The sequence below is a fragment of the Streptomyces sp. NPDC004667 genome (genome assembly GCF_040609475.1).
In the GTDB taxonomy this organism is placed as follows: domain Bacteria; phylum Actinomycetota; class Actinomycetes; order Streptomycetales; family Streptomycetaceae; genus Streptomyces.
Genome location: NZ_JBEXKC010000075.1, coordinates 19,941 through 37,710, shown reverse-complemented (window position 1 = coordinate 37,710; position 17,770 = coordinate 19,941). Strand labels below are relative to the sequence as shown.

The following is a 17,770-nucleotide window of genomic DNA, read 5'->3' as shown; positions in this document are numbered from 1 at the left end:
GGCCGCGGGGCGCAGCGCAGGAAGCGGCAGAACCGGCGCCGGGCGATCGGCGGGGCGGTGATCGCCGCGTGCGTGGCGGGCGGCGGTCTGGTGTACCTCGGCTCGCTTCCCGGCAAGCGGGGCACCGAGGCGGGCGGCGGCGCGTCCGCGTCCCCGCTGGCCGCGCTGTCGGCCCCCGACGCGAACGCGGGGGTGCCCTCCGCCTCGCCGTCGGCCTCCGCTTCGGCCTCTCCCTCGCCTTCGGCGTCCGCCTCCGCTTCGGCCTCCCCCTCGCCCTCCACCAGCTCGTCGAAGCCCCCCGCGCCCACGCCGCCGAAGACCAGCGCTCCGCGCCCGGCCGCACCGGCTCCGGCGCCCGCTCCGGCGGGCGTGGCGGGGCAGGTCGTCGCCCTGGTCAACACCGAGCGGGCGGCGGCCGGCTGCGGGCCGCTCAAGGAGGACGCGCAGCTGCGCTCCGCGGCCCAGGGGCACTCGGACGACATGGCCCAGCGGGACTACTTCTCGCACACCGACCCCGACGGGGGCGACCCGGGAACGCGGACGACGGCCGCCGGGTACCGCTGGTCGACGTACGGGGAGAACATCGCGAAGGGTCAGCAGACGGCGCAGGACGTGATGGACGCGTGGATGAAGAGCCCCGGTCACCGGGCCAACATCCTGAACTGCTCCTTCAAGGACATAGGCGTGGGCATGCGCCCGGGTGCGGGCGGCCCCTGGTGGACCCAGAACTTCGGCGCCCGCATGTGACCGGCCGTCCTCCGTCCGGTGTCCGACCCGTCCGGACCTCCCCCTTCCCCTGTTTGTCTCAGAATCCGGGCAAGATAGGACCTGGAGCGGAACGGGCAGATCAAAGGGAACGGGGTGACGGGTCGGATGGCGAAGCCGCAGTTGCGCGCGCATCAGCGCGAGGCCGTCGACGCCGTCGTCCGCGCCCTGGAGCCGCCGGCCGACGGCCGGCTCCCCGGGCGGGGTCTGCGCACCCAGGTGATCATGGCGACCGGGTCGGGCAAGTCCCTGGTCGCCGTGCGCTCCGCCGAGGAGTTGCGGGCGGGGCGGGTGCTCGTCCTGGTGCCCTCGCTCGACCTGCTCGTGCAGACCGTGTCCGCCTGGCGGGCGGGCGGCCGGACCGGCCGCGCCCTCGCGGTGTGCTCGCTGCGCGGCGAGGAGGCGGGACTGCCGACCACCACCGATCCGGGCCAACTGGCCCGGTGGGGCACCGGGCCGGTGGAGCGGGTGACCGTGTTCGCCACGTACGCGTCGCTGGGGCAGGGCACCGTCGAGCGGGCCCACCTGGCGGGTCTGCCGCCGTGGGACCTGATCGTGGTCGACGAGGCGCACCGTACGTCGGGGCGGATCGGCAAGCCCTGGGCTGTGGTCCACGACAACGCGCGCATCCCCTCGGCCCGCCGGCTGTACATGACGGCCACGCCCCGGGTGTGGCGGGACGGGGAGGGCCTCGAAGCCGAGGGGGCGGAGGAGGAGTACGGGGAGGGGCCCGCACGCCCCCGGACGGCCGGCGGGCTCCGGGGCCGGGGCGAGCTGGTGGCCTCGATGGAGGACGATCCGCAGGGGCCGTTCGGCGCCCGCTGCTACACGCTCCCCTTGTCGGAGGCCATCGACCGGGGCATCTGCGCCCCGTACCGGGTGGTGTGCGTGGACATCAGCGATCCGGGCTTCCGGTCGGCGGTGCTGCTGGGCGCGGACGGGCGTTCGGACCGGGTGCGCGGGATGCGGCTGGCGGCGCTCCAGGCGGCGCTGGTCAAGGCCGCGGCCGACCAGGGGTTCCGGCGGACGCTGGTGTTCCACCATCTGACCAAGGAGGCCGAGGCCTTCGCTGCGGGGCTGCCGGCGGTCGCGGCGCGGCTGCGGGCCGCGAGCCGGTCGGCGCTGCCGGCGTACCCGCGCACGGTGTGGGCGGACTGGCTGTGCGGGCAGCACACGGCGGCCCACCGGCGCGGCGTGCTGGACGCGTTCGCCACGGACCGGGTCGCGGACAAGGCGTTCCTGGGCAGCGTCCGGGTGCTGGGCGAGGGGGTCGACACCAAGGAGTGCGACTCCGTCTTCTGGGCCGACGTGCGCGGTTCCATGCCCGACCTGGTGCAGGCCGTGGGCCGGGCGCTGCGGATCCGGCCCGGCGAGGGGAAGGTCGCCTCGCTGGTGGTGCCGGTGCTGCTGGGGCCCGGGGAGTCCCCCGAGACGATGCTGACCTCACGGGCCTACGGGGACCTCGCGCGGCTCCTGGAGGCTCTGAGGGCGCACGACTCGCGCTTGGTGGAGGCTCTGGCCCAGCCGCAGGCACCGGGCCGCCCGGCGTCGGAGGCCGGTGCGGCCGGGAGTACCGGCGGCACCGGGCCGGGCGCCGCGGCGCTGCTGAGCTTCTCCACGCCCCGGGATCCGGCGCTGCTGGCGGCCTTCGTCCGGCTGCGGGTGCTCAACCCGGAGCACACGCGGTGGCGGCGCGGGGCGGAGGCGGCACGGATCTACGCGGCGACGGCCGGGGACCTGCGGGTGCCGTTCGCCTACCGGGTGCCGGAGTCCGGCGGGGAGTGGCCGCCGGCCCTGGCGGGGTTCCCTCTGGGCCAGTGGATCGCGGACGCGCGGCGCACGTACCGGCGGGGCGCGCTGGGCCGGGAGCGGATGCGGGAGCTGGACGAACTCGGCATGGTGTGGAGCCATTTCGACGTGGCCTTCGAGGAGGGGCTGGCGGCGGCCGGGGCCTGGGCCGCCGAGCACGGGCACCTGCTGCCGCCGGTGGACGCCACCTGGCACGGGGCGCCCGTCGGGGTGTGGATGAAGAACAACCGGGCCGCCGCGCGCCGGGAGGGGCCGGGGGCGCTGTCGCAGGAGCGCCGGGAGGCGCTGGACCGGATCGACCCGTCCTGGTGCCCCGTCTGGGACATCGGCTGGCAGCGGACCTTCCACCTGACCCGGGTGCACCTGGACGCGGGCGGCCGGGTTCCACCGGTTCCCGGCCGGGTGCTGGCGCAGGGCGAGGACCTCGGCGGGTGGGTGCGCGCCCAGCGGCTGGGGTGGGAGCGGCTGGGGTGGTCGCAGCGGTGGCTGCTGGAGCACACGCTGGGGCTGGCCCCGGCGCCGGAGGCGGAGCGTCCGCCCGCGCGCCGCAGCCATGCCGCCGCGTGGGCCGGGTATCTGGAGGCGGCCCGGCGGTTCCACGCCCGGGAGGGGCACCTGAGGGTCCCCCGCACGCACGTGGAGCGGTGGGGGGACCAGGAGCTGAGGCTCGGGGCGTGGATCGCCAACCAGCGTTCCCGCGCGGCGGGGCTGCCGCCGGAGCGGGCCGCCGCGCTGACGGCCCTGGGGATGCGCTGGTCCCGTTCGGGTCGGTGACCGCGGGCGGTCAGTGGTGGAAGCCCGACCTGGGTTCCGTGGTGGGGACCGGCTGCGGGTGGGCGACCAGGTGTTCGACGGCCGCCCGCAGGTCGGTGACGAGCAGGGCGATCTGGTCGCGGGTCACCCCGTGGCGGATCAGGACGCGCTGCATGACGGTGTCCTGACGGTCCGCCGGGAGCGGGTACGTGGGCACCTGCCAGCCGCGCATCCGCAGCCGGTCGGAGAGGTCGTAGAGGCTGAACCCGGCGCCGGCCGGGTCGGCGAGCGTGTAGGAGACGGCGGGCAGCCCGCCCCGGCCGTCGTAGAGCAGGGTGAAGGGGCCCATGCCGGCGATCTCCCCGGCCAGGTACTGGGCGGTGTCGGCGCAGGCCTGCTGGACGCGCCGGTAGCCGCCGCGGCCCAGCCGCAGGAAGAGGTAGTACTGGGCGATGACCTCGCCGCCGGGGCGGGAGAAGTTGAGGGCGAAGGTCGGCATGTCGCCGCCGAGGTAGTCCACGTCGAAGACGAGGTCGGCGGGGAGCAGATCGGCGGTGCGCCAGACGATCCAGCCGACGCCGAGCGGGGCGAGCCCGTACTTGTGCCCGGAGGTGTTGACGGAGGCCACGCGCGGCAGCCGGAAGTCCCACACCACGTCGGGGTGGAGGAAGGGGGCGACGAAGCCGCCGCTCGCCGCGTCCACGTGGACGGGGATGTCCCAGCCGTGCTCCTGCTGGATCCGGTCGAGCTCGGCGGCGATCTCGGCGACGGGTTCGTAGTCGCAGGTGTAGGTGACGCCGAGGATGGCGACGACCCCGATGGTGTTCTCGTCGACGTGGGCGGCGAGCTGGTGCGGGAGCAGGCCGGTCGCGCCGGGCTCCACGGGGACCTGCCGGAGCTCGACGTCGAAGTAGCGGGCGAACTTCTCCCAGCAGATCTGCACCGGGCCGCAGACCAGGTTGGGCCGGTCGGCCGGTTTGCCCTCGGCCCGGCGGCGGGCCCGCCAGCGCCATTTGAGGGCGAGGCCGCCGAGCATGGCGGCCTCGCTGGAGCCGGTGGTGGAGCAGCCGGTGCCGGAGGTGCCGGGCGGGGCGTTCCAGAGGTCGGCCAGGATGTTGACGCAGCGGGCCTCGATCTCGGCCGTCTGCGGGTACTCGTCCTTGTCGATCATGTTCTTGTCGAGGCACTCGTTCATCAGGCGGTGCACGCCGTCGTCCGACCAGGTGGTGCAGAAGGTGGCCAGGTTCTGGGCGGCGTTGCCGTCGAGGAGCAGCTCGTTGTGGAGGAGCGAGTAGACCACCTCGGAGGGCGAGTGGTCGTCGGGCATCCGGTACTTCGGGAGGATCTGGCCGCTGAGGGCGGACGTGAACACGTCCGTGTCGGCGTCCCTGGCGTTCGCGTCCTTCGTCTCATGAAGAGCCATATCGGGACTATAAGGTGCGGATCATGACGAAGTCGACTTCGGCACCCCTCGGGAAACGCTTGAGAAATGCGGGCCGCGAGCCACAGCTTCCGGCCGACTCCGGCGTGTGACCCCCTCCATAGCAACCCCGCCACGCCGGAAGAATTACCGTCCAGTAGGATTTCCCCCGCAGATCTTCCCGTTGCGGCCATCGAAGCCGACCCGAACGGGGAAGATCATTTCATTTGTTCTACACACAACTTATCCACCGATGTCCGGATAGCGGCCAACTGCCCCCATGGCCCTGATAGTTCTTCGGCCATGAACAAGATCACCCGTCGGCAGGCCTTGGGCACCACTGCCGGCGCACTCACCGTCCTCGGCATCGCGGGCGCCACCGCGCACGCCGCCGCCACCGACTCCCGTGCGGCCACCACCCCGGCCGGCACCGTCGACGAGGTGTACCAGGGCCGCCGGATCCAGATAGCCCCCGGCACGGGGGGCGGCCACCACGGCGGCCACCACTCCCCCGGTCTGCCGACCGTGAAGATAGACGGCCGCGAACTGCACGTGATGCAGAACGCCGACGGCACCTGGATCAGCGTCGTCAACCACTACGAGACCTTCGCCGACCCGACCTCGCTGGCCCGTGCCGCGGTGCGCGAGCTCCAGGGCTCCCAGCTCGCCCCGATGCAGATGGGGGGCATGGCATGACCGTCCGCAAGAACCAGGCCGCGCTCACGCCCGAGGAGAAGCGCGCCTTCACCAACGCGCTGCTCGAACTGAAGCGAACGGGCCGCTACGACCGGTTCGTCACCACCCACAACGGCTTCATCATGAGCGACACCGACTCGGGCGACCGCGTCGGCCACCGCTCCCCCTCCTTCCTCCCCTGGCACCGCCGCTTTCTCCTGGAGTTCGAGGCGGCCCTTCAGGCGGTGGACGCGAGCGTTTCGATCCCGTACTGGGACTGGACCGCCGACCGCACCACCCGCTCCTCCCTCTGGGCCGCCGACTTCCTCGGCGGCACCGGCCGGGCCCGCGACGGGCAGGTCATGGACGGACCCTTCGCCTACGCGACGGGCAAGTGGGAGGTAGCCGTACGGGTCGACGGGCGCAACTACCTGCGCCGCGCGCTCGGCGAGGGCGTCGCCCAGCTGCCGACCAAGGCCGAGGTGGACGCCGTCCTGGCGATGCCGGTCTACGACATGGCGCCCTGGAACAGTTCCTCCAACGGCTTCCGCAACAACCTGGAGGGCTGGCGCGGCGCCAACCTGCACAACCGGGTGCACGTGTGGGTCGGCGGCCAGATGGCCACCGGGGTCTCGCCCAACGACCCGGTGTTCTGGATGCACCACGCCTTCGTCGACAAGCTCTGGGCCGACTGGCAGGCGAAGCACCCGACGTCCACCTACCTGCCGGCCGCCGGCACCGCCAACGTGGTCGACCTGCGCGACACCATGCGGCCGTGGAACGACGTGACCCCGGCCGACATGCTGGACCACCGCAAGTTCTACACGTTCGACACGGAGCCGGCCGCCGCCGCCAGCCAGCGGTAGTGCAGTTCGGGGCGGCCGACCTGACCGTACCGGGGGGTGCGGTCCGCCCGGCCGGTGTCCACCAGGTGCTCCAGGTACCTGCGGGCGGTGATCCGGGAGATCCCGGCCGCCTCGGCCGCCCCCGCGGCGGTCAGCCCCTCGGGCGCCGCCCGCAGCAGCGCCGCGACCCGCTCCAGGGTCGGGGCGCTGAGCCCTTTGGGCAGTTCCGCCGGACCGGGCGCGCGCAGTGCGGCGAGCGCCCGGTCCACGTCGTCCTGACCGGCCGCCTCGCCCGCCGACGCCCGGAACTCGGCGTAGCGCAGGAGGCGTTCGCGCAGCGTCGGGAAGGCGAAGGGCTTCAGTACGTACTGCACCACGCCCAGCGAGACGCTCTCGCGGACCACCGCCAGGTCCCGGGCCGAGGTCACCGCGATCACGTCGACGGGATGCCCGGCGGCCCGCAGTCCGCGCGCGAAGCGCAGGCCGTGGCCGTCGGGCAGGGTGAGGTCGAGGAGCAGCAGGTCGATCCGGGTCCGCTCCAGCACCCGGGTGGCCTCCGCGAGGGAGTGGACGGCGGCCACGGCCGTGAAGCCGGGCACCCGGCCGACGTAGAGGGCGTGCGCGGCGGCGGCCACGGGATCGTCCTCGACCACCAGCACCCGCACCTCGGGCGCGCTCACGACGCACCGCCCGCGCGGCGCTGACGGGGGACGCGGGTCCGCGGCCCCTGTCCGTCACCGGCCGCGTCCAGGCCGGAGCCCTGCGCCACGTCCATGCCGGAGCCCTGCGCCACGTCCATGCCGGGGCCTTGCGCCACGTCACGGCCGGAGCCCGGCGCCACGTCCATGCCGGGGCCTTGCGCCACGTCACGGCCGGAGCCCGGCGCCGCGTCACGGCCGGGGCCTTGCTCCACGTCACGGCCGGAGCCCGGCGCCGTCTCCGGTGCCGCTCCGCGTGCCGGCTCCCGGGCGGCTTCGGGTCCGGCCCCGGCCGGGCCGGATCCGGATTCCGGCTCCCCCGCGGCCCCGGGCCGCACGTCCGGCTCCGGCGCCCGCGCCCCCTCCCCCGATCCGGCCCGGCCGGGGCCCAGCGGCAGGCTGATGGTGAACTCGGCGCCCCCGACCGGCCCGGAGACCGCGTCGACGGCCCCGCCGTGCCGGTGGGCCACCTGGCGGACCAGCGCCAGTCCCAGGCCCCGCCCCTCCCCCTTGCCGGACCAGCCGCGCCGGAACACGTCCACCCCCTCGGGCAGTCCGGGACCGTTGTCGGCGACCCGCAGCAGCAGCCCGTCCGCGTCCTGGCGCACGGTGACGGCGATCCGCGCTCCGGGCACCCCCGTGAGGGCGTCCACGGCGTTGTCGATCAGGTTGCCGAGCAGGGTGACGAGGTCGCGCGCGGGCGGGAGCCCGGGCATCCCGTCCATCCCCTCGACGGCCCCGCTCGCGCCGCTGTCCGGGGTGACGACCAGCTCGATGCCCCGCTCGTGCGCCTGCGCCGCCTTGCCGAGCAGCAGGGCCACCAGCACCGGCTCGCCGACGGCGGTGACGACCTCGTCGGTCAGGGCCTGGGCCAGCTCCAGTTCCGCGGTGGCGAACTCCACCGCCTCCTCGCTGCGGCCCAGTTCGATGAGGGAGACCACGGTGTGGAGCCGGTTGGCCGCCTCGTGGGCCTGGGAGCGCAGTGCCTGGGTGAAGCCCCTCTCGTGGTCCAGCTCCCCGGTGAGCGCCTGGAGTTCGGTGTGGTCGCGCAGGGTGACCACGGTGCCGCGGCGGCCCCCGCCGGCCACCGGTGAGCTGTTGACCACCAGTACCCGGTCGGCGGTGAGGTGGACCTCGTCGACCCGCGGCCGGTCGGCGAGCAGCGCTCCGGTGAGCGGGGCGGGCAGGCCGAGGTCGGCGACGCCGACACCGGCGGTCTCCCCGCGCAGGCCGAGGAGTTCGCGGCCGGCATCGTTGACGAGGGTGATCCTGCGGTGGCCGTCGAGCATCAGCAGCCCTTCCCGGACCCCGTGCAGGGCCGCCTGGTGGTAGTCGTACATCCGGCTCAGTTCGGCGGCGTTCATCCCGTGCGTGTGACGGCGCAACCGCGCGTTGACCACGTACGTGCCCGCGCCGCCCAGGGCCAGCGCACCGGCCGCGACCGAGGCGAGGGCCCAGAGCTGCGCCGCCAGCCGGTCGTTGACGGCGCGCACGGTGATCCCCGCGCTGACCAGGCCGACGATCCGGCCCTCCTCGTCGGCGAGGGGGGTGACCACGCGGATGGAGGGGCCGAGCGTGCCGGTGTAGGTCTCGCTGAAGGTCTCGCCGCGCAGGGCGGGGGCGGTGTTGCCGAGGAAGCGTTCGCCGATGCGGCGCGGGTCGGGGTGGGTCCAGCGCCGCCCGTCCGGGGCCATGATCGTCACGAAGTCCACGCCCGAGTCGGCACGCACCCGCTCGGCGTAGGGCTGGAGGGCCGCCGAGGGGCCGGCTCCGCTCCCGCCGCTCCGGACGGCGTCGCGCACCGACGGCGAGTCGGCGACGGACCGCGCCACGGCCCCGGCCTGACGCCGGGCGGCGTCCTCGGCCTGGCCGCGGGCGGCCAAGTACGCGAAGACCGCGCATCCGGCGACGACGACGGCGACCAGCAGCACCTGCATGGCGAAGAGCTGGCCGGCGAGGCTGCGGGGCGGTCGAGGGAAGCGGAGCATGGCGCTCAGTGTGCACCGGGCCATGAACTCAATGAACGCAAGAGTGACCGGGGTCACAGGGTGGGTGATGGTCTCCCGGAACACATTCACCACCAGGAGGCGACGTGGCCGCCAGGCGCGACAAGACCCACTATCTCTACATCGCGGTGATCGCCGCGGTGCTGCTCGGCATCACCGTGGGCTTCGCCGCTCCCGGCGTGGCCGTCGAACTCAAGCCGCTGGGCACCGGGTTCGTCAACCTCATCAAGATGATGATCTCCCCCGTGATCTTCTGCACGATCGTGCTGGGGATCGGCTCGGTCCGCAAGGCCGCCAAGGTGGGCGCGGTCGGCGGACTCGCCCTCGGCTACTTCATGGTCATGTCGACGGTGGCCCTCGCGATCGGGCTGGTCGTGGGGAACCTCCTGGAGCCCGGCAGCGGACTGCACCTGACCGAGGCTGCCCGGCACGCCGGGGAGGCCCAGGCCAAGGCGGGCGGCGCCGAGACCACGCCCGAGTTCCTGCTCGGGATCATCCCGACGACGCTGGTGTCCGCCTTCACCGGGGGCGAGGTGCTCCAGACGCTGCTGGTGGCACTGCTGTGCGGGTTCGCGCTCCAGGCGATGGGCACGGCGGGCGAACCGGTGCTGCGCGGGATCGGACACGTGCAGAAGCTGGTGTTCCGGGTACTGGCGATGATCATGTGGGCGGCGCCGGTGGGTGCCTTCGGGGCGATCGCGGCGGTGGTCGGAGCGACCGGCATCGACGCGCTGAAGTCCCTGGCCGTGATCATGATCGGCTTCTACACCACCTGCCTGCTCTTCGTCATCGTCGTGCTGGGCACCCTGTTGCGGGTGTGCACGGGCGTCAGCATCTTCGCCCTCCTGCGTTACCTGGGGCGGGAGTTCCTGCTGATCCTGTCGACCTCCTCCTCGGAGTCGGCGCTGCCGCGGCTCATCGCGAAGATGGAACACCTCGGCGTCTCCCGGCCGGTGACCGGCATCACCGTGCCGACCGGCTACTCCTTCAACCTGGACGGGACGGCGATCTACCTGACGATGTCCTCCCTGTTCGTGGCGGAGGCCATGGGCAAGCCGCTGGCGCTCGGCGAGCAGATCTCGCTGCTGCTCTTCATGATCGTGGCCTCCAAGGGCGCCGCGGGGGTCACCGGGGCGGGTCTGGCCACGCTGGCCGGCGGGCTCCAGTCCCACCGGCCCGAACTGGTCGACGGCGTCGGCCTGATCGTGGGCATCGACCGCTTCATGAGCGAGGCCCGGGCCCTGACCAACTTCGCGGGCAACGCCGTCGCCACCGTGCTGATCGGGACGTGGACGAAGGAGTTCGACCGGGAGCGGGCCACCGAGGTCCTCGCGGGCCGGCTGCCCTTCGACGAGACCACGCTGGTCGACGACGGGCACGGAGCCCGCCCCGACGAGGCGCCCGTCGCGGTGCCCGCCCCCTCGGCGGACTCCTCCGCCACCCCCTCCGCCGACCCGTCGGCCGGGGCCAAGGACGGTGTGCCGGCCTGACCGGCGCACCCGCGGGATCCGGCCGGGCAGGGCTCGCCCCCACGGTGCCCGGCCCGGCCGGTGTCCCCGTTCTCCGGGAGGCGATGGGGCGACGAACCCCCGCCAACCACCATTTTCAGCCAACCGGCCGGTAACTCCACTGCGCTAAAAGGTACTTCCCTCCAGGGCAGCCCGTCTGACATCTTGCGTCCACCACTCGTTTCGTACGGCCCGGCAGGTGCCAACAGCACCGCTGTGCCATCGGAGGACGCATTGATACCCCACATATCCAGCCGACCCCGACGTAGTCTGGTGATGGCGGCCGCCCTCGGCGCCGCCCTCGCCTTCGGAGCCCCCGCCGCGATCGCCGGCACCGCTCCCGTCAACCCGAACGGCTCCGCCCCGGCTTCCGCTCCGGCGGCCGCCCCCAAGGCTGCGGCCCCGGCTTCCCAGAGTGCGACCTGGGCCGCCGGCACCCGTGCCTACCTCGTGATCAGCGCCCCCGGCGACAGCACGGCGATCCGCTCGGCCGTCACCGCCAACGGCGGCACCGTCTTCTCGTCCTTCGACGCGATCGGCGTGATCGTCGCCCACTCCACCTCCGCCACCTTCGCCTCCACCATGCGCGGAGTCAGCGGGGTGCAGCAGGTGGGCGCCACCCGTACCTCGGACGTCCCCGCCGACGCCTACAACCCGGCGCTGCCCGCCAACCCGGCGCAGTCCTCCACCGCGGCCGGCGAGCCGGTCCGCGCGGACATGAGCCAGATCAAGGCCGACCAGGCCTGGGCGGTCACCACAGGTTCCCCGTCGGTCAAGGTCGGCATCCTGGACACCGGTGTCGACGACCAGCACCAGGACCTGGCCCCGAACTTCAACGCCGCCGACTCGGTCTCCTGCGCCTACGGCAAGCCCGACACCCGTACCGGCGCCTGGCGTGACGTGGACACCCACGGCACCCACGTGGCGGGTACCGTCGCCGCCGCCAAGAACGGCAAGGGCGTCGTCGGCGTGGCTCCGGGCGTGAAGATCTCCGCGGTCCGCGTGGCCGAGCCGGGCAACTCGTTCTTCTTCGCCGAGAACACCATCTGCGGCTTCGTGTGGGCCGGTGACCACGGCTTCAAGGTCACCAACAACAGCTACTACACGGACCCGTGGCAGTTCAACTGCCCGGACAACATCGACCAGGCCGCCATCATCGAGGGCGTCAAGCGCGCCCAGGAGTACGCCGAGAGCAAGGGCTCGCTCCAGATCGCGGCGGCGGGCAACGAGGACTACGACCTCGCGCACAAGACGACCGACACCGCGAGCCCCAACGACTCGACCCCGGTCACCCGCACCATCACCAACGCCTGCATGGACATCCCGACCGAACTCCCGGGCGTGGTCACCGTCGCGGCGAACGGCACGGGCGTCACCAAGGCCTCGTTCTCGAACTTCGGCCAGGGCGTCATCGACGTCGCGGCCCCGGGCCAGGACGTCTACTCCACGCTGCCGGGCGGCAAGTACGGCACCAAGAGCGGCACCTCGATGGCCACCCCGCACGTGGTGGGCGTCGCGGCGCTGATCGCCAGCGCCAACCCGGGCATCACCCCGGCGCAGATCCGCGACAAGCTGGCCACCCAGGCCAACGACATCGCCTGCCCCGCCGACGGCCGCTGCACGGGTACGACCGCGAACAACTCCTTCTTCGGCGAGGGTCAGGTCGACGCCCTGAAGGCGGTCGGCGCCACCCCGCCCGCGGGCAAGTACTTCGAGAACACCGCGGACTTCGCCATCGGTGACAACACCACCGTGGAGAGCCCGATCACCGTCTCCGGCGTGACCGGCAACGCGCCCGCCACCCTCAAGGTGGGCGTGAACATCGTGCACACCTACATCGGTGACCTCAAGGTCGACCTGGTCGCCCCCGACGGCTCCGTCTACACGGTCCACAACCGTGCGGGCGGCGGCACCGACAACATCAACCAGGTCTTCACCGTGAACGCCTCCTCCGAGGTCGCGAACGGCACCTGGAAGCTGCGGGTGAACGACAACGCCGGCGGCGACACCGGCAAGATCGACTCCTGGAACCTCACCTTCTAGGAGCGGCCCGGGCGCAGCGTCGCGTCCAGCCAGTCGAAGACGACGTCGCAGTGCTGCTGCGGGGCCATCGGGGAACAGTGCAACTGCGCCCCGGTGGCCTCCGTCATCTTCACGTACTCGCGCCGCGAGCGCAGCAGGTCGTACATCTGCCGCGGCTGGCCCGGGTAGAACACCTCGAAGTCGTAGTCCAGGACGAGCGTCGGCGCCTTGATCTTCGGGACCAGTTGCGTGACGTCGAGGCCGATGGCCACCTGCGCGGGCGTCCAGAGGTCGGTGAGCACCTTGCCCGCGCGCGCCTGGCGCAGCGCCTGCCTGTCGAAGATCTCGAACCGCTTCTTGACGGTGAACGCGAGCTGCGGGGTCAGCTCGGGGACCACCTCCTCGTTCCAGACCCGGTTGGTCTCCGCCTTGTCCGGCGTGACGACGTCGCGCAGCTCCTTGTCGAAGCCCAGCCAGGGGCTGACGCAGCCCGGCTGGCAGACCACGGCGGCCAGGCGGTGCTCGAAGGCCGCCGCGCGGGCGACCAGGTTGCCGCCCATGCTCAGGCCCGTGAGGGCGATCCGGGCGGCGTCCACGTCCTTGCGGGCCGCCAGCCAGTCGACGAGCGGGGTGACCACCTTCTCCCAGCGGGTGGTGAAGGGGATCTCCTCGACGAAGAGCAGCTGTCCCTGGCCTGGGCCGTCGTAGACGAGGGCGTTCCAGCCCCGGTCGAGGGCGGCGGACACCCCGTAGGTCCACATGTCCACGTTCTGTCCGTCGCTGCCGTTGGTGAGGATCACGGTGGGCCGCGGCCGGGCGGGGCCCTCGGGACGGAAGAACCAGAGCGGCAGGTGCGTGCCCCCGTACGGGACCTCCGCCCGGACGGCGGCCGGGGAGCACAGCCGGGTGAAGGCGTCCCAGGCGGCGCGTCCGGCGAGGTAGACCGCCCTCTCGTCGGCGGGTGAGGTGGTGCCCAGGACGTAGAAGAGGGCCTGGGCGTAGTACTGCGCGGCGCGCAGCGAGCGGAAGCGGCGGGTCTGCGGCGGAACCTCCCCGCCGTGGCGCCCCGCGGCGGGGGGCGCCGCGAGCCGGTCGCCCCAGGCCCGGAAGGTGTCGGTGTAGCTCTGCTCGGACAGGCCGGCGGCGTTGACCGCGTTGACGGCGGTCACCACCTCGCCGACCTCGGAGGCGCGCATCCCGGCGGCGCCGAGGGCGAGGAGCCCGGCGAAGTCGAAGCCCGGGTCGGCGAAGAGCCTCATGGCCCCGGGCGTGGGATCCGCCGCGGCCGGGGACGGGGAGGGTGCGGTGGGCGCGGCGTGGGCCGTGCCCGGCAGGGCGAGGGAGCCGGCTCCCGCGGCGAGGCCGGTCAGCGCCGTGCGGCGGGACACTCCGCCCGGCCGCGGTGTGGGGGCGTTCATGCAGCGGACGCTAGGCGAAGCCGTGGCGGGCCGCCCGGCCACGGCACCCCGGCTGCTCCGAACGGCCTCCGGTGGCCGCCGGCTACCTGGTCCGCAGTACGCAGTCCCCGCAGAGGCCGCCGCCGGGCACCCGGTAGTACAGGCAGCAGCTGCGCCGTACGAAGGCCACCCCGAGCCCCTCCTCGTGGACGAAGGTGCCCGTGCCGGCCAGGGGCCCGCCCTCGGCGAGCAGGGCGTCGGCCAGCTCGACGGCCGGTCGTGCGGGGACCCGGTCGAGCAGCACGCGCAGCGCGCCGACGAGCCCGGAGGCGGCGTTGCCGCGCAGCACCTTCGCCGAGACCCCGTACCGCTCGCGCAGCGCGGCGTCCAGTACGGCCAGGTTCCCGAGCACGCTCTCGCCGAGGGCCGTGGCGGGCCGGGCGGCCGGCTCGGGGAGCCACAGTTCGAGCGAGCCGGCCGCGGGCAGGCGCCACCACAGGCGGGCGGGGTCGAGGTCGGGGACCGGGCCGCCGAGCGCGGCGCAGCCCAGGCCCAGCGACCACAGCCGCGAGGCGATCCCGAACTGCGCGGTCGAGGCCGCCACCCGGCCCGGACCGCTGCCGATCCGCCGTCCGACCTCGGCCACGTAGGGCGCGAGGTGCTCCCCGTACAGCTCGCCGAGCGGCCGGAACCCGGGGCCGGGCGGTCGCTCGCCGTGCGCGACGGTGAAGAAGGGGCCCACGGCGGCCAGTCGCCGCAGTACGTCGTCCATGGACGGATGATCGCAGCCGACGGCCGGGCCCCCGAGGCCGGGTCGGCGGCCGGGGCCCGCGAGGGACCGGGCCCGGTCCTACGCGGACACGCCCTCGGCCGACACGCCCTCGGCCCGCGCGGCCGACCGGGCCCGGCGCACCGCGGGGCCCATCGCGTAGGAGGCGGCCAGCAGCAGGGCGCCGAGCAGCAGCCAGCCGGGGATCCCCCACAGCAGGAGCAGCGAGGTCAGCAGCAGCGGCCCCAGGGTCCGGGCCACCGGCACCCCGGTGCCGAAGAAGCCCTGGTACTGGCCCATGTGCTCGGCGGGGGCCAGCGAGAAGCCGATCTGCCAGGACCCGGCCGACTGCCGCATCTCGCCGTCGGCCTGCAGTGCGGCGCCCACGACCAGCAGTGCCGCGGCGGCCCATCCGGCCCCCGGCAGCGCCGAGGCGGCGAACACGGCGCACGACAGGGCCATCACCAGCCCGGAGACCCGCAGCGCCCGCGTGGCGCTGTCGAGGTCGGTCACGGGCCGGGCCGCCCGTACCTGGAACAGCATCACGGCGACGGTGTTGAGCACGAACAGCGCGGACACCAGCCAGCCGGGGGCCTGGGTGCGCTCGACGATCCACAGCGGGATGGCCAGGCTGAGCAGCGGCATCCGCAGCAGCAGCACGGCGTTGAGCAGGGTGACCAGCGCGTACGGCCGGTCGCGCAGCACCGCCAGCCGGGGCGCCCCCGCCGCCCGGTCCGGGACGGGCGGCACGGCGGGCAGGGTCGCCAGCAGGGCCGCGCAGCCGAGGAAGCTGAGGGCGTCGAGGGCGAAGACCAGGAGGTAGGCCCGCTCGGTGCCGGCGCCGAGGGCCAGGCCGCCCAGTGCGGCCCCGAGGGCCAGTCCGGCGTTGAGCGTGGACTGGAGGTGGGCCAGCACGCCCGTCCGCTCCCCCGGGGCGACGAGCCCCGCGAGCAGCGCCTGCCGGGCGGCCGCGAGGCCGCACTGGGAGACGGCGTAGAGCACCACGGCGCACAGGAAGGCCCCGTAGGACCGGATGAACAGGAAGGAGGCCACGGACGCGGCGGTGGCCAGGGCCAGGAGCACCGAGGTGCCGCGCGGTCCCCGCCGGTCGGCGAGGGCGCCCAGCGGGACCCCGGCGACCGAGCCGACCGCCCAGGCGAGGGTCAGGCCCATGCCGATCTGGGCCGGTGAGAGGCCCACCACACGGGTGAAGTAGAGGGCCGAGCACACGTAGTAGGCGCCGTCGCCGACCGAGTTGCTGAGCTGGGCGGCGGCCAGGCGGCGCGGGTTACCGGGGGCGGGCAGGAAGCGTATCGTCACCGGTCCATTGGATCAGCGGAATGGCCCATTCGGCTGGTCCAATGGGGGGCTGTTTCGATGGGCCACCGGGTAGCCCCGCCGCCCGCCGCCGACCCCCGGCCGGCGGGGGGTCGGCCGGTCACAGGGCGGCGAGGAACTCCAGCAGCGCCCGGTTGAACTCCTCCGGCCGCTCGACGCCCGGCAGGTGGCCCGCCCCCTCGATCACGGTGAGCCGGGCGTGCGGGGCGAGGGCGCACATGCCCTCGGCGTCCGCGACCGGGGTGTACACGTCGTCGGCGCCGACCAGCACCAGGCAGGGCACGGTCGCGGGCAGCTCCGCGAGCACGGGCCGGTAGTCGGGCCGCTCCGCCCGTCCGCGCAGGGCCGCGGCGGCCCCCCTGGGGTCGGTGGCGCGCATCATCGCGCTCACCCGGGCGGCGGCCCCGGGCTGCGCGATGAGGTTGTAGGGGGCCAGCATCTTGTCCATGACCTCATCCGCGTACGGGGCCATGCCCTCCTCCAGGAGCCGCTCGGCGAGCTCCCTGCGGAACTTCACCCCCTCCGGCGTCTCCGGCGCCGGGGAGGTGTCGCTGAGCACGAGCGCCCGTACCAGACCCGGGTGGCGCAACCTGACCTCCAGAGCGATCTGCCCGCCCATGGACACTCCGCCGACGACCGCCTGTTCGATTCCGAGATCCGCCAGCAGCGCGGCCGCGTCATCGGCGAAGCGGGCGAGCGTCGTCTTTTCCTCCAGAGCCGGACTCTCCCCGTATCCTCGCAGGTCAGGGGCGATAACTCGGTATCCCGCAGCCGTCAGGGCCGTCGCCTGGGGCACCCACATCGAGCGATTGAACGGGTGTCCGTGGAGCAGGATCACGGGCTCTCCGCCGCGCGGACCAAAGTCATCGAAAAACGATGTCGCGCCATTGCCAAATTGGGGGTTCATGAGAGGACTTTAAGGGGCTACATTGAGCCACTCGCGTTCACCTGACAGCCCGTTGCCTTTCACCCGCGTTTTGCGCGGGGGGTGACGTCAGGAGCGCAGACTGTGCAACCACCCCACCGCCCAGAAGGACCGAAGGCTCCGTGCCCGTACCCGTACTCCTCGTCGGCCGCTCCGTGCGGCTTGAGCCCCTCGCCCCCCACCACACCGAGGCCCTGGCCGTGGCCGGTGCCGAGGATCGTACGACTTACGCCTTCACTCCCGTGCCGCACGGGTTGCAGGCGTCCCACGAGTACATCGACCGCGCCCTCTCAGATCAGGCAGCGGGTCGATCGCTTGCGTTCGCCGTGGTCAGAGCCACTGACGGGCGGGTCGTCGGTTCGACCCGGTTCCTGGAACTCGACTACTGGCAGGGCCCACTGGTGTGGCCCGCGGTGCCGGGGGTCCCCTTCGGGGATCCGGCGACCGCGATCCCCGATGCCGCCGAGATCGGCAACACCTGGCTGTCGCCGAGTGCCCAGGGCACGGGGATCAACACCGAGGCCAAGCTGCTCATGCTCCGCCACGCCTTCGAGACCTGGGGCGTGCGCCGCATCTCCCTGCGCGCGGACGCCCGCAACGGGCGCTCGCGGGCGGCCATGGAACGTCTCGGCTTCACCTGCGAAGGGGTCCGCCGGGCCCATTCGCGGGGGCTGGACGGCGCGGTGCGCAGTACGGCGTTCTATTCCGTGCTCGACGAGGAGTGGCCCACGGTCCGCGCCCTCATCGAGCTGCGGATGTCCGCCGCCCAGCCCCGCAAGCGCCGGCGCAAGACGCTGATCCCGGCGTAACGGTCCTGCGACCCCTCCCGGCCTTCCTCGG

14 protein-coding genes are annotated in these 17,770 nt (G+C 73.6%); 7 read left to right on the top strand and 7 right to left on the bottom strand.

Annotated features, from left to right (window positions below; genetic code table 11):
* Positions 1 to 747, top strand: a 747-nt coding sequence (locus ABZW32_RS31090; RefSeq protein WP_356222251.1) for a CAP domain-containing protein, incomplete at its 5' end; no start/stop codon positions are given.
* Positions 748 to 873: 126 nt separating this feature from the next.
* Entirely contained in the window at positions 874 to 3,348 is a 2,475-nt protein-coding gene (locus tag ABZW32_RS31085) for a Helicase associated domain protein (protein ID WP_356222248.1), read from the top strand.
* Between the two features lie 10 nt (positions 3,349 to 3,358).
* Here the strand turns inward: ABZW32_RS31085 and ABZW32_RS31080 are convergent, their stop codons facing one another.
* A complete protein-coding gene (locus ABZW32_RS31080; protein WP_356222246.1) occupies positions 3,359 to 4,750 on the bottom strand; it encodes a glutamate decarboxylase in 1,392 nt (463 codons plus the stop codon).
* A 300-nt stretch (positions 4,751 to 5,050) separates the two neighbouring features.
* Here ABZW32_RS31080 and ABZW32_RS31075 point away from each other — a divergent pair, with 300 nt between their 5' ends.
* Positions 5,051 to 5,443, top strand: coding sequence for a tyrosinase cofactor (locus ABZW32_RS31075; RefSeq protein WP_030229777.1), 393 nt, complete (start codon positions 5,051 to 5,053; stop codon positions 5,441 to 5,443).
* Complete coding sequence (locus ABZW32_RS31070) at positions 5,440 to 6,288, top strand: tyrosinase family protein (protein ID WP_280918892.1); 849 nt, start codon at positions 5,440 to 5,442, stop codon at positions 6,286 to 6,288. Before ABZW32_RS31075 ends, ABZW32_RS31070 begins: the two co-directional genes overlap by 4 nt.
* Here ABZW32_RS31070 and ABZW32_RS31065 read toward each other — a convergent pair.
* Entirely contained in the window at positions 6,243 to 6,947 is a 705-nt protein-coding gene (locus ABZW32_RS31065; RefSeq protein WP_356222241.1) for a response regulator, read from the bottom strand. The two genes, ABZW32_RS31070 and ABZW32_RS31065, sit on opposite strands and share 46 nt — an antisense overlap.
* On the bottom strand, positions 6,944 to 8,902 hold the full coding sequence (locus ABZW32_RS31060; protein WP_356222257.1) for an ATP-binding protein: 1,959 nt from the start codon (positions 8,900 to 8,902) through the stop codon (positions 6,944 to 6,946). The genes ABZW32_RS31065 and ABZW32_RS31060 overlap by 4 nt, the downstream gene beginning before the upstream one ends.
* A 155-nt stretch (positions 8,903 to 9,057) precedes the next feature.
* Between ABZW32_RS31060 and ABZW32_RS31055 the strand changes: the two genes are divergently transcribed.
* Together ABZW32_RS31055 and ABZW32_RS31050 are read left to right on the top strand one after the other, a co-directional pair.
* The gene (locus ABZW32_RS31055) at positions 9,058 to 10,461 is read left to right on the top strand and encodes a cation:dicarboxylase symporter family transporter (protein ID WP_356222238.1); all 1,404 of its coding nucleotides are present in this window, start codon (positions 9,058 to 9,060) and stop codon (positions 10,459 to 10,461) included.
* Positions 10,462 to 10,752: 291 nt separating this feature from the next.
* A complete protein-coding gene (locus ABZW32_RS31050) occupies positions 10,753 to 12,522 on the top strand; it encodes a S8 family serine peptidase (RefSeq protein ID WP_356222236.1) in 1,770 nt (589 codons plus the stop codon).
* Here ABZW32_RS31050 and ABZW32_RS31045 read toward each other — a convergent pair.
* From ABZW32_RS31045 to ABZW32_RS31030, 4 genes are all read right to left on the bottom strand, one after another.
* A complete protein-coding gene (locus ABZW32_RS31045) occupies positions 12,519 to 13,919 on the bottom strand; it encodes an alpha/beta hydrolase (protein ID WP_356222233.1) in 1,401 nt (466 codons plus the stop codon). The genes ABZW32_RS31050 and ABZW32_RS31045 overlap by 4 nt on opposite strands.
* Positions 13,920 to 14,001: 82 nt before the next feature.
* On the bottom strand, positions 14,002 to 14,670 hold the full coding sequence (locus ABZW32_RS31040; RefSeq protein ID WP_356222231.1) for a (2Fe-2S)-binding protein: 669 nt from the start codon (positions 14,668 to 14,670) through the stop codon (positions 14,002 to 14,004).
* A 78-nt stretch (positions 14,671 to 14,748) separates the two neighbouring features.
* Positions 14,749 to 15,987, bottom strand: a complete 1,239-nt coding sequence (locus tag ABZW32_RS31035) for an MFS transporter (protein ID WP_356222228.1) — start codon at positions 15,985 to 15,987, stop codon at positions 14,749 to 14,751.
* Between the two features lie 118 nt (positions 15,988 to 16,105).
* Positions 16,106 to 16,912, bottom strand: coding sequence for an alpha/beta hydrolase (locus ABZW32_RS31030; RefSeq protein WP_356222225.1), 807 nt, complete (start codon positions 16,910 to 16,912; stop codon positions 16,106 to 16,108).
* 140 nt (positions 16,913 to 17,052) lie between these two features.
* Between ABZW32_RS31030 and ABZW32_RS31025 the strand changes: the two genes are divergently transcribed.
* Positions 17,053 to 17,739, top strand: a complete 687-nt coding sequence (locus ABZW32_RS31025; protein ID WP_356222222.1) for a GNAT family protein — start codon at positions 17,053 to 17,055, stop codon at positions 17,737 to 17,739.
* Positions 17,740 to 17,770: the final 31 nt, after the last annotated feature.

Bases quoted from the DNA above. Each gene is read 5' to 3' on its own strand.
- ABZW32_RS31030 (WP_356222225.1), bottom strand. From the start codon at position 16,912: ATGAACCCCCAATTTGGCAATGGCGCGACATCGTTTTTCGATGACTTT.
- ABZW32_RS31045 (WP_356222233.1), bottom strand. From the start codon at position 13,919: ATGAACGCCCCCACACCGCGGCCGGGCGGAGTGTCCCGCCGCACGGCG.
- ABZW32_RS31060 (WP_356222257.1), bottom strand. From the start codon at position 8,902: ATGCAGGTGCTGCTGGTCGCCGTCGTCGTCGCCGGATGCGCGGTCTTC.
- ABZW32_RS31075 (WP_030229777.1), top strand. From the start codon at position 5,051: ATGAACAAGATCACCCGTCGGCAGGCCTTGGGCACCACTGCCGGCGCA.
- ABZW32_RS31085 (WP_356222248.1), top strand. From the start codon at position 874: ATGGCGAAGCCGCAGTTGCGCGCGCATCAGCGCGAGGCCGTCGACGCC.
- ABZW32_RS31040 (WP_356222231.1), bottom strand. From the start codon at position 14,670: ATGGACGACGTACTGCGGCGACTGGCCGCCGTGGGCCCCTTCTTCACC.
- ABZW32_RS31080 (WP_356222246.1), bottom strand. From the start codon at position 4,750: ATGGCTCTTCATGAGACGAAGGACGCGAACGCCAGGGACGCCGACACG.
- ABZW32_RS31070 (WP_280918892.1), top strand. From the start codon at position 5,440: ATGACCGTCCGCAAGAACCAGGCCGCGCTCACGCCCGAGGAGAAGCGC.